Consider the following 11,643-nt stretch of genomic DNA (forward strand, 5'->3'; position numbering starts at 1 on the left):
CCGGGACCGCTGCCGAACGCCCGATCGCCGGCGCCGGCCTGCCGAGAAGATCAGCGTCCGCAACCTGGACTTCTTCTATGACGGCTACCGGGCGCTGAAGAGCATCTCGCTGCCGCTGTACGACCGTCAGGTCACCGCCTTCATCGGCCCGTCGGGCTGCGGCAAGTCGACCCTGCTGCGCATCCTGAACCGGATGTACGACCTCTATCCCAAGCAAGTCGCCACCGGCGAGGTTCTGCTGGACGGTCACAACATCCTGTCGCCCAAGCAGGACCTGACCTGCTGCGCGCCCGCGTCGGCATGGTGTTCCAGAAGCCGACGCCTTTCCCGATGTCGATCTACGACAACATCGCCTTCGGCGTGAAGCTGTACGAGAAGCTGTCCCGCGCCGACATGGACGAGCGGGTGGAGTTCTCGCTGCGCCGCGCCGCCTTGTGGGACGAGGTGAAGGACAAGCTGCGCCAGAACGGCATGAGCCTGTCCGGCGGCCAGCAGCAGCGCCTGTGCATCGCCCGCGCCATCGCGGTGAAGCCGTCGGTCCTGCTGCTGGACGAGCCGACCTCGGCGCTCGACCCCATCTCCACCGCCAAGTGCGAGGAGCTGATCGACGAGCTGCGTTCCGACTACTGCATCGCCATCGTCACCCACAACATGCAGCAGGCGGCCCGCATCTCCAACTTCACCGCCTTCATGTATCTGGGCGAGCTGATCGAATTCGGGAACACGGAAGAGATCTTCACCAATCCGACCAAGGAAAAGACGTCCGAATACATCACCGGCCGCTTCGGCTGACGTTTTGCGCCGCCGGTTCTTCCCGCGCTTGGGAAGGGCCGGCGGCGCAAAATCTTGATGCGGGACATACCGGGGGCTGTTCTCGGCACGCATCAGCTCAACCGCCGTCTTCCGTGCGATTTGCAAGTAAGGTAGGCTCCGCCCAGTCAGCATGATGGCGGGACACCGGCGGCGTGAAGGACTTTCTTGCTTCGGATGCTTCCGGCATCGTCGTCGTGGCGCTGCTCCCCGCCGATATTCAAAGGCATCTTGGCGCCAAGACGACCCGCGTGTTCCTATCGTCGGAGACCCGGGACAGCCACAAAAAGCACAGATGGACAGCCGAAGCGTTCGCACGTCTTCAATCGATCCTGGACCAGGGTGAGGTCAGAGAGGATCGTGAAAGACACGTGATTGTGGCACACCACGATTCGGCTTGGTGGTGCGCAGTCATCAAAGTGACTGTAGACCGCAGAGAAGTGTATTTGCAGTCTCTGCGTCGGTCCAACAACGACCAGATCGCAACATACGAATGCGCGGAATATTGGTTCGTCATGGCTGCTGAGAAGGTAGCGGCTGGGGAGAGAGACACGCCCACGGACCGAAGGCTACCCGGCATCTCTTACAGTACGCCGCCACCTGCATCTGAATATAGCTGCGACGAGAAAGTTCGACAAGACGTAGGGCAGGCAAGGTCACTGCGCGGCGGTTGGGGAAGGAAGCACTCACCACGGGCCCGAAGACTACCCGGCATCCCTTGCTTGTGCCGCGATTTTTCCATAATCATGCTTATGCGTCTAAAATTTGTAGGCGCAAAGCTAAAATGTCAGTCCAGCGCAACATAGAAGTGTCAGTCTTCCATCCGGTTTTCGACGGCTGGGAGGCTGGCGATGGGCTGGATCACGATGAGCGAACGGGACTTGCAACGGGTCGAGGTTCTCGGCGAGGTGCTGAGCGGTCGCCGTGGGATCGGATCGGCGGCGTCGGTTCTGGCTTTGAGCGAGCGTCAGGTGTGGCGGCTTCTGGCGCGCTACAAGGCCGGTGGCGGCGGTGCTTTGGTTCACCGGGGGCGCGGCCGTCCATCGAACCGGCGGCTTGGCGATGATGTGCGGGAGCGGGCGCTGGAGTTGGTTCGCAGCCGGTATGGCGATTTCGGCCCGACCCTGGCGGCGGAACTGCTGCGGGACAAGCATGGGCTGACGGTCTCGCGCGAGACGTTGCGCCAGTGGATGACGGACGCTGGTCTGTGGTTGTCGCGTCGGCAGCGCCGGCAGTTCCACCCTCCCCGGCTGCGCCGCGAGCGGTTCGGCGAGTTGATCCAGATCGACGGCAGCGAGCACCGCTGGTTCGAGGATCGCGCCGATCCCTGCACGCTTCTGGTGTTCATCGACGATGCGACAGGCCAGTTGATGCAGCTTCGCTTCGCTCAATCGGAGAGCGCCTTTTCCTACTTCGAGGCGCTGGAGGGCTATCTGAACGCCCATGGCCGGCCGTTGGCCTTCTACTCGGACAAAGCCACGGTGTTCCGGGTTCCACAGCGCGAGGCGAAGGGTGGCCAGGGCATGACGCAGTTCGGCCGGGCCTTGGCGGAATTGAACATCGAGATCCTGTGTGCCAACTCCAGCCAAGCCAAAGGGCGGGTCGAGCGGGTGAACCGGACGCTGCAGGACCGGCTGGTGAAGGAGTTGCGGCTGGCCGGCATCACCGGCATCGAGGCGGGCAACGCCTTCCTGCCCGGCTTCGTCGAGCGCTTCAACGCCCGCTTTGCCCTGCCCCCTTCCCGGCCGGACGATCTGCACCGGCCGTTGAACATCGCGCCGGATCGGCTGCGCCAGGTGCTGTGCTGGCGCGAACAGCGCCATGTCGGGCAGCAGCTGACGCTGTCCTACGAGCGCAAGCTGATCATGCTGGAGGAGACGGAGCTGACGCGGGGGCTGGTTGGCCAGTATGTCGACACCTACGCCTTCGCCGATGGCCGTCTGGAGGTGCGATGGAAGGGGGTGGCCTTGTCTTATCGGGCCTTCGACAAGGACCAGCGGGTCACCCAGGCCGACGTTGTGGAGAACAAGCGGCTGAGTGCGGTGCTGGCCCAGGTGAAGGAGATGCAGGAGAGCCGACCTCCACCTCGGGTGAAGACCAACAGCGAGAAGACCGGCTACCGCAAGACAGGCCGGCGCAAGCGGCAGGGCGGACCACCCGACAGTGCCTGCGCGGCCGACTGACCGCAGGTGTTTGCCCCCGACTTGAAGACCCGATGCGGCCGGCATTTCTGGCAGCAGGATGATGGCTCGGCGATCGTCGCCGCCGTCAAGCCCTGCGCCTGCGGCGCACCGCAAAGCGGCGATGGGGCTTGACCGCGCCGCCGAGCCGATCCCAAACGCATCCATGCCAGATATGCCGAAAAAGGCCGCCCCCCCGACACACCGTCAAGCCTAAGCCTGACCTACTGACATTCCTACTTTGCGCAAACCACTGACATTTCTATCCGGTTGCAACAAAATTTGTAGGCGCAAAGCTAAACTGTCAATCCGGCGCAACATAGAACTGTCAGTCCCGTGATGACATTGTGCCGGTACCAAGAATTCCGCCGCATCGGCAGGATGTGCAGATTTTTCCAAACCGGCCGCGAACCGACAAGACCGGAATCGCGTGGATGACAGACTTTGTCGCTCCCCCCACCTGTTTCATTGGGAAGGCGACGACAATGTCCGCACCGGCTGCAAGCGGCACTTCTCCCCTGCCATGGCTTCTGCTGCTCCTGTCGGTGACGACGGGGCTGGTCGATGCCATCAGCATTCTTGGTCTGGGCAAGGTCTTCACCGCCAATATGACCGGCAACATCGTCTTTCTCGGCTTCGCCGCGGTGGGAACGCCGGGCTTTCTGGTCGTGCCGGCGGTGACGGCGCTGGCCTCCTTCCTTACCGGGGCGCTGATCGCCGGACGGCTCGGCAGGACGCTGGCGGGACGGCCGATGCGGCACTGGCTGCTGGCCTCCGCGCTGTTCGAAACGTCGCTGTTCTGGATCGCGGCGGTCGTCGCTGCCGGCTTCGACACCGACCCCAATGTCGGGGAGCAATCCAGGGCGTTCGGCATCTATGCGATCATCGCCCTGACCGGGTTTGCCATGGGCTTCCGGAACGGAACCGTACGGCAACTGAAGGTTCCCGACCTCACCACGACGGTTCTGACCCTGACCCTGACCGGGGTGGCCGCCGATTCCAGTCTCGCCGGCGGAGCGAACATCAACCTCGGCAGGCGGTTGGCCAGCGTGGCGGCGATCTTCCTCGGGGCTGCCATCGGCGCCGTCATGGTGATGCAGAGCGGACTGGTGCTACCCCTGGTCGTCGTGGGCGCTCTGGTGTTGGCCGGCACCGCAGTCTGCGCGCTTCACCCCGTCGCTGCCGCGCCGGCGGCAGCCTGACGCTCCGGAGATCGATCATGAAGGCCGGCCGGATGGAGGCGTTCACCGATGGGGTGCTGGCGATCGTCATCACCATCATGGTGCTTGAGTTGAAGGTGCCGGCCGACGGAAGTCTCGCCGCACTGACCGAGCGTGTTCCCATTCTGCTGGCCTATGTGCTGTCCTTCATCAATGTCGGACTTTACTGGAACAACCATCATCATCTGTTGCAGGCGACCACGCGGATCGACGGGCGGGTTCTGTGGGCTAATCTGTTCCTGCTGTTCTGGCTGTCGCTGGTGCCCTTCGTCATCCGCTGGCTCGACGACAGCTCGTTCTCGCCGGTGGCGACGGCGGCCTATGGCGTCGTCCTCGGCATGGCGGCGGTCGGCTACAGCCTGACCGAACGGGCGATCATCGCCTGCGGCGGCCGGGAGTCGGCGGTGGCCCGTGCCGTCGGGACCGATCTGAAGGGAAAAATCAGCATAGCCATCTATGTGCTGGCCATTCCGGCGGCCTTCATCCTGCAATGGCTGTCCATCCTGCTGTATGTCCTGGTGATCCTGTTGTGGCTGGTGCCGGACCGCCGGATCGAACGCACCTTGGAGGGATGACGAAGCGATCAGCGCATGCATGATTTTGCCGATGGCGGTGGCGAGCAAGCCGGCTGCGCCGCGTGCGTCGGCAAAACATATCCGCGGTCGGAAATATTTCGCTTCACAAAGGGCTGCACACAGCCTATGATGATGCTTCACTGCGCGATGCCGCCCGGCCTGCCCTCTCTGGCCGGGGCGCGCCCGCGCCCTGTTCGGGCGCCTTAAACCTCGTTGTTCCTGAAGGTCTTTTCCATGTCTGCCGTTCTTCGTCCGCGCAAAGCCGCGACGGCCTTCATTCTCGTCACCGCGGCGCTCGACATCGTCGCGATGGGCATCGTCATTCCGGTGCTGCCGGCGTTGATCGAGCAATTCGCCGGAGCCGACACCCAGGCCGGCACCATCAATGGTGCGCTGATCGCGCTGTGGGCGCTGATGCAGTTTTTCTGCTCCCCGGTGATCGGATCGCTGTCCGACCGGTTCGGGCGGCGGCCGGTGATCCTGCTGTCGGCGCTGGGGCTGGCGGCGGATTATGTGCTGATGGCGGTGGCGCCGAACCTGTGGTGGCTGGTGGTCGGGCGGGCGGTCGCCGGCATCACCTCCTCCAGCTTCACCACCGTCTTCGCCTACATGGCCGACGTGACGCCGCCGGAGCAGCGGGCGCGCGCCTATGGTCTGATCGGTGCCGCGTTCAGCGCCGGCTTCATCGCCGGTCCACTGCTGGGCGGCCTGCTGGGCGAGATCTCGCCGCGGGCACCCTTCTGGGGGGCGGGCCTGCTCAGCGGGCTGGCGTTCCTCTATGGTCTGGTGGTGCTGCCGGAATCGCTGCCGCATGATCGCCGCATGGCCTTCTCCTGGCGCCGGGCAAACCCGTTCGGAGCGTTGCGCCTGCTGCGTTCGCACCCGGAGCTGTAGGGGCTGGCGGCGGTCAATTTCATGCTTCATGTCTCCCACCAGGTCTTCCCGGCCGTCTTCGTGCTCTATGCCGCGCACCGCTATGGCTGGAGCGCCTGGGATGTCGGGCTTCTGCTGGCGGTGGTCGGCGCGCTCGACATGGTCATGCAGGGGCTGGTGGTCTCGCGCATGGTGACGTGGCTGGGCGATCGCGGCACGATGGTCGTCGGCCTGTTCGGCGGGGCCGCCGGGCTGGCCTGCATGGGGCTGGCGCCGACCGGCGGCTGGTTCGCACTCGCCATCCTGCCGAACGCGCTGTGGGGCTTGGCGATGCCGACCATCCAGTCGCTGATGACGCAACGGGTCAGCCCGTCGGAGCAGGGTCAGCTGCAGGGCGCCAACATGAGCGTGGCCAGCGTCGCCGGCATCCTGTCGCCGGTCTTCTTCGGGGCGGTCTATTCCGCATCGGTGGGCAGCGAACCGCTGTTTCCGCTCCCGGGTGCCGCCTTCCTGATTGCGGCGCTGGTGTTGCTGGCCGGCGCGCTGATCGGCTGGGTGGTGGCGCGCCGCAACGGGCGGGCGGTGGGGGCGGACGGCGTCGCCGCCTGAACGTTACCCCCTGCCCTCCTGACCCATGGCCGGCCCTTGCACCGGCTGTGGGGCGTCCCACATAGCTGTCGCGCCACCCCGCACAATGTCCCATTGCTCCGCTGCGTTATCAGCGGTGGGATTTTGCCGGCCGACAAGGTAAGACTGTAGGCTTATCCATCCGCATTGTTGATAGAGACCCGGAGAACGCGATGCTCGCGGCCCCCAACCTGTTCGCCCACCGCCCGGACCGGAGCGTGCGCCCCAAGGCGGCGCCCTTCCTGCCGATGTCGCGTGCGGAAATGGACCGGCTGGGCTGGGACCAGTGCGACGTCATCGTCGTCACCGGCGACGCCTATATCGACCATCCCAGCTTCGGCATGGCGATCATCGGCCGACTGCTGGAATCGCAGGGGCTGCGCGTCGGCATCATCGCCCAGCCGGACTGGAGCAGTGCGGAGCCGTTCAAGATCCTGGGCAAGCCGCGGCTGTTCTGGGGCGTGACCGGCGGCAACATGGATTCGATGGTCAACCACTACACGGCCGACCGCCGCCTGCGCCACAATGACAGCTACACGCCGAACGACGAGGGCGGCAAGCGGCCGGACCGCGCCGTCATCGTCTATTCCCAGCGCTGCCGCGAAGCTTTCAAGGATGTCCCCATCGTGCTGGGCGGCATCGAGGCGAGCCTGCGCCGCATCGCCCAGTACGATCACTGGAGCGAGAAGATCCGCCGCTCCGTCCTGGTCGATTCCAAGGCGGACATGCTGGTCTACGGCAACGCCGAACGCGCCATCATCGAGATCGCCCAGCGTGCGCTGAATGGAGAATCGCCCAAGGCGATGACCGACATCCGCGGCACCGCCATCATGCGCTCGTCCCTGCCGGAAGGCTGGACCGTGGTCGACAGCAGCTCCATCGACGACCCCGCCGCAACGGTGTCGCCGCGCGCCGCCGGGGCCGACCGCATGGTGGTCCGCCTGCCCAGCTACGAGCAGGTTACGGCCGACAAGGTGCTCTATGCCCATGCCAGCCGTGTGCTGCACCAGGAGAGCAATCCCGGCAACGCCCGCGCGCTGGTCCAGCGCCACGGCGACCGCGACGTGTGGCTGAACCCGCCGCCGATCCCGTTGGAGACCAACGAGATGGACGGCGTCTACGACCTGCCCTACGCCCGTGCGCCCCACCCGTCCTACGGCGACGCGCGCATCCCGGCCTGGGAGATGATCCGCTTCTCGGTCAACATCATGCGCGGTTGCTTCGGCGGCTGCTCCTTCTGCTCGATCACCGAGCATGAGGGACGCATCATTCAGAGCCGGTCGGAAGGGTCGATCCTGCGCGAGATCGAGCATATCCGCGACAAGACCAAGGGCTTCACCGGCGTCATCTCCGACATGGGCGGGCCGACCGCCAACATGTACCGCCTCGCCTGCAAGGACAAGGAGACGGAATCGGTCTGCCGGCGTCCGTCCTGCGTCTTCCCGGACATCTGCAAGAACCTGAACACCGACCATTCCTCGCTGGTCCAGCTCTACCGCAAGGCCCGCGCGGTGCCGGGGGTGAAGAAGATCCACATCGCGTCTGGGCTGCGCTACGACCTCGCCGTCCGCAATCCGGAATATGTGAAGGAGCTGGTGACCCACCATGTCGGCGGTTACCTGAAGATCGCCCCGGAACACACCGAGCCGGGTCCGCTGGCGAAGATGATGAAGCCCGGCATGGGCGCCTATGACGAGTTCAAGCGGATGTTCGACAAGGCGGCGAAGGAGGCGGGAAAGAAGCTCTACCTGATCCCCTACTTCATCGCCGCCCATCCCGGCACGACGGACGAGGACATGATGAACCTCGCCCTGTGGCTGAAGCGGAACGGCTTCAAGGCGGATCAGGTGCAGACCTTCCTACCCTCGCCGATGTCGCTGGCGACGGCGATGTACCACAGCGAGCGCAATCCCCTGCGCCCGGTGCGCCGCGTCGGGTCGGAGATGGTGTCGTCGGCGAAGGGGCTGAAGCAGCGCCGCCTGCACAAGGCCTTCCTGCGCTACCACGATCCGGAGAACTGGCCGATCCTGCGCGAGGCGTTGAAACGCATGGGCCGCGAGGACCTGATCGGACCGGGCGAAGAGCATCTGATCCCGGCTTGGCAACCGGTCGGCGCCACCGCCAAGCCGCGGGAGAAGGGACCGAAAGGCAAGACCTTCCTGACCCAGCAGGCCGGCCAGGGGCGCCGCGTGGTGCCGCCGGTGGGAAAGCCGCCGGGGGCGAAACCGGCCGGGGTTGGAGGCAAGCCTTCCGGCATGAAGCCACGCCAGACGAATTTGAAGGGCCGGTAGCGTTCCAAGGACTTCTTCGGTCGTCATTCCCGCGAAGGCGGGAATCCAGCCTTTCCGGAGCGGTCGCTTCGGGAACACTGGATCCCTGCCTTCGCGGGGATGACGCGCAGTTGTCGCTGTTCAGGCTGGTTCTTCGTGCCTCGAACCCATGCCACTCGGGAAGAGAGCGCATCTAACGCCGCATAACGCCTTCGCGCCGGCTGCCTGAAGCCCCGCACCTGTCAATCCCGCATTTCCCCCAACGGCGCCGCCGCCTTTACGGCCGGCCCTGCCCCGGTTGGAACCCATGGCTCTGTCGAAACGCACCCCGCGCCCGAACGCCATCCGCAGCGTTCTGGCCTTCACCTTCCGTCACTGGCGCCGCCAGACCCCGCTGGCCGTCGGCATCGCCGGGGCCATCGCCCTGTCGACGCTGGCCGACGTCTTCATGCCGCTTTTCGCCGGCCGGCTGGTCGACGCGCTGACGCTGCTGCCGGGCGACCGCGACGCGGCGCTGCATGCCGCACTGACCTCCTTCGGCGCCATGGTGGCGCTGGGAGTCGGCATGGTGGTAATGCGCCACATCGCCTGGAGCGGCGTCATCCCCTTTACCCTGCGCATCATGGCCGATGTCGGGCAGGATAGCTTCCACCGCATCCAGCGCTTTTCCACCGACTGGCATGCCAACAGCTTCGCCGGGTCGGTGGTGCGCAAGATCACCCGCGGCATGTGGGCGCTCGATACGCTGGACGACACGCTGCTGCTGGCGCTGTGGCCGTCGCTGGTCGTGCTGATCGGCACGATGGTGACGCTGGGACTGCACTGGCCGGCGATGGGGCTGGTCATCGCGCTCGGCACTGCCGTCTACATCGCGATGACCGTGATGTTCTCCACCCTCTACATCGCGCCGGCCGCCCGGCTGTCGAACGCCTGGGATACGAAACTGGGCGGAACGCTGGCCGACGCCATCGGCTGCAATGCCGTGGTCAAGGCCTTCGGCGCCGAACCGCGCGAGGACGACCGGCTGGCCGGCGTGGTCGACAAGTGGAGCCGCCGCACCCACCGCACCTGGACCCGGCACACCCGCCACAGCACCGTGCAGCTGGCGGTGCTGCTGCTGATCCGCAGCAGCGTGGTGGCGACGGCGTTGTGGCTGTGGTGGCGCGGTCAGGCGACGCCGGGCGACGTGGCCTATGTGCTGACCACCTATTTCGTCGTGCACGGCTATCTGCGCGACATCGGCATGCACATCAACCACCTCCAGCGCTCCGTCAACGAGATGGAGGAGCTGGTGGCGATCCACGCCGAACCGCTGGGGGTGGAGGACCGGCCGGATGCCGCACCGATCCGCATCGGAGCGGGCGAGGTGCGCTTCGACCGCGTCACCTTCCAATATGGCGGCCACACCACCCCGCTCTATCGCGAGCTGTCCGTGACCATCAGGGCGGGCGAACGCGTGGGGCTGGTCGGTCCGTCGGGCTCGGGCAAGACCACTTTCGTCAAGCTGATCCAGCGCCTGTACGACGTGACCGACGGCCGCGTTCTGATCGACGGGCAGGAGGTGGCGGCGACGACCCAGCAGTCGCTGCGCTCGCAAATCGCCATCGTCCCGCAGGAGCCGATCCTGTTCCACCGCACCCTGGCGGAGAACATCGCCTATGGCCGCCCCGGCGCATCGATGGCGGAAATCGAACGGGCAGCCAGGCTCGCCAACGCCCACGACTTCATCGCCCGCCTGCCGAAGGGTTACGCGACGCTGGTCGGCGAGCGCGGCGTCAAGCTGTCGGGCGGCGAGCGTCAGCGGGTGGCGCTGGCCCGCGCCTTCCTGGCCGACGCGCCGATCCTGATCCTGGACGAGGCGACCTCCAGCCTGGATTCGGAATCGGAGGCGTTGATCCAGGAAGCGATCGAGCGGCTGATGCAGGGCCGCACCGCCATCATCATCGCCCACCGCCTGTCCACCGTCCGCACGCTGGACCGCATCCTGGTCTTCAACCAGGGCCGGGTGGCGGAGGAAGGCAGCCATGCCGCCCTGCTCCGCCGACCGGGCGGGCTCTACCGCCGCCTGTTCGAACAGCAATCGGCGCCGGAGCCGATCCGCCGGATCGGCGGTTGACGACCGCCCCCCTGTCGAAAGGTGGGGTGGCCGCGTCGGTACGTCGGCGTATGTCCCTGGCGACCAGTTCACATCGCCGACAACGGCGCATCATGAAAGACCGCAGGAGTCGTCATGGCAGAAAACACCACCGACACGCCCGTCTGGTTCATCACCGGCTGTTCGACCGGCTTTGGCCGCGAACTTGCCCAGCTTGTGCTTGAGAAGGGCTGGCGCGTCGCCGCGACGGCGCGCGACCCGCGCAAGCTGGATGATCTGCTGGCCGGCCATGGCGACCGCGGGCGCGCCATCGCGCTGGACGTCACCGACCAAGCCCAGGTCACCCGCGCCGTGGCCGAGGCGGAGGAGGCGTTCGGTCGGCTCGACGTGGTGGTGAACAATGCCGGCTACGGCTATCTCTCCGCCATCGAGGAAGGGGAGGACGCGGAGATCCGCGCGATGTTCGAAACCAACGTCTTCGGGCTGGCCGCGGTGACGCGGGCCGTGCTGCCGGGGATGCGGGCGCGCCGCGCCGGCCATATCGTCAACATCTCGTCCCAGGGCGGCATGATCGGCTTTCCCGGCTCCGGCTATTACGCTGCCACCAAATTCGCGGTGGAGGGGCTGTCGGAATCCCTGTCGAAGGAGGTGGCGCCGCTGGGCATCCATGTGCTGATCGTCGAGCCGGGACCGTTCCGCACCGACTGGGCCGGGCGGTCTCTGAAGCAGTCGGCGACCTGGATCGATGACTATGAGCAGACCTCCGGCGCGCGGCGCAAGCAGATCTCCGGCTACAGCGGCAAGCAGCCGGGCGATCCTGTGCGGGCGGCCGAGGCGATCATCACCGCGGTGACGGCCGAGAACCCGCCGCTCCGCCTCGTGCTCGGCCGTCCGGCTCTCGAGGGCGTGCGTGGCAAGCTGCGGTCGGTGCTGGACGAGATCGACAATTGGGAGAAGACCACGCTGGGGGCTGATTTTCCCGATGCGGGGTGA

At 66.0% G+C, this 11,643-nt stretch carries 10 protein-coding genes; all 10 read left to right on the plus strand.

All coding sequences use genetic code 11. The annotated features are described in order from the left end of the window. Window positions 1-364 (plus strand): ATP-binding cassette domain-containing protein (locus tag B9N97_RS37060; RefSeq protein WP_432264208.1); only part of this gene is annotated, 364 nt, incomplete at its 5' end. Beyond that, window positions 280-792 carry a phosphate ABC transporter ATP-binding protein gene (locus B9N97_RS26140; protein ID WP_432264213.1) on the plus strand — a complete coding sequence of 171 codons (513 nt, stop codon included), beginning with the start codon at window positions 280-282 and terminating at the stop codon, window positions 790-792. The genes B9N97_RS37060 and B9N97_RS26140, both read left to right, overlap by 85 nt. Window positions 793-1,661: 869 nt before the next feature. Beyond that, window positions 1,662-2,993, plus strand: coding sequence for an ISNCY family transposase (locus tag B9N97_RS26145; protein WP_085083673.1), 1,332 nt, complete (start codon window positions 1,662-1,664; stop codon window positions 2,991-2,993). A 482-nt stretch (window positions 2,994-3,475) separates the two neighbouring features. Next, window positions 3,476-4,192, plus strand: a complete 717-nt coding sequence (locus B9N97_RS26150) for a YoaK family protein (RefSeq protein ID WP_085090775.1) — start codon at window positions 3,476-3,478, stop codon at window positions 4,190-4,192. A 17-nt stretch (window positions 4,193-4,209) separates the two neighbouring features. Then, window positions 4,210-4,785, plus strand: a complete 576-nt coding sequence (locus tag B9N97_RS26155) for a TMEM175 family protein (protein ID WP_085090776.1) — start codon at window positions 4,210-4,212, stop codon at window positions 4,783-4,785. 234 nt (window positions 4,786-5,019) lie between these two features. Beyond that, a complete protein-coding gene (locus tag B9N97_RS36475) occupies window positions 5,020-5,679 on the plus strand; it encodes an MFS transporter (protein ID WP_244560931.1) in 660 nt (219 codons plus the stop codon). 3 nt (window positions 5,680-5,682) lie between these two features. Next, on the plus strand, window positions 5,683-6,267 hold the full coding sequence (locus B9N97_RS36480; RefSeq protein WP_348520099.1) for an MFS transporter: 585 nt from the start codon (window positions 5,683-5,685) through the stop codon (window positions 6,265-6,267). A gap of 191 nt (window positions 6,268-6,458) precedes the next feature. Beyond that, the gene (locus B9N97_RS26165) at window positions 6,459-8,576 is read left to right on the plus strand and encodes a YgiQ family radical SAM protein (protein WP_085090777.1); all 2,118 of its coding nucleotides are present in this window, start codon (window positions 6,459-6,461) and stop codon (window positions 8,574-8,576) included. Between the two features lie 286 nt (window positions 8,577-8,862). Further along, window positions 8,863-10,671: an ABC transporter ATP-binding protein gene (locus tag B9N97_RS26170; RefSeq protein WP_085090778.1), complete on the plus strand. Its 1,809-nt coding sequence runs from the start codon at window positions 8,863-8,865 to the stop codon at window positions 10,669-10,671. A 114-nt stretch (window positions 10,672-10,785) separates the two neighbouring features. Next, the gene (locus tag B9N97_RS26175; RefSeq protein WP_085090779.1) at window positions 10,786-11,643 is read left to right on the plus strand and encodes an oxidoreductase; all 858 of its coding nucleotides are present in this window, start codon (window positions 10,786-10,788) and stop codon (window positions 11,641-11,643) included.

The organism is Azospirillum oryzae (assembly GCF_900177515.1).
GTDB lineage: Bacteria > Pseudomonadota > Alphaproteobacteria > Azospirillales > Azospirillaceae > Azospirillum > Azospirillum oryzae_A.

Bases quoted from the DNA above. Each gene is read 5' to 3' on its own strand.
- B9N97_RS26145 (WP_085083673.1), top strand. From the start codon at position 1,662: ATGGGCTGGATCACGATGAGCGAACGGGACTTGCAACGGGTCGAGGTT.
- B9N97_RS26150 (WP_085090775.1), top strand. From the start codon at position 3,476: ATGTCCGCACCGGCTGCAAGCGGCACTTCTCCCCTGCCATGGCTTCTG.
- B9N97_RS26155 (WP_085090776.1), top strand. From the start codon at position 4,210: ATGAAGGCCGGCCGGATGGAGGCGTTCACCGATGGGGTGCTGGCGATC.
- B9N97_RS36475 (WP_244560931.1), top strand. From the start codon at position 5,020: ATGTCTGCCGTTCTTCGTCCGCGCAAAGCCGCGACGGCCTTCATTCTC.
- B9N97_RS26165 (WP_085090777.1), top strand. From the start codon at position 6,459: ATGCTCGCGGCCCCCAACCTGTTCGCCCACCGCCCGGACCGGAGCGTG.
- B9N97_RS26170 (WP_085090778.1), top strand. From the start codon at position 8,863: ATGGCTCTGTCGAAACGCACCCCGCGCCCGAACGCCATCCGCAGCGTT.
- B9N97_RS26175 (WP_085090779.1), top strand. From the start codon at position 10,786: ATGGCAGAAAACACCACCGACACGCCCGTCTGGTTCATCACCGGCTGT.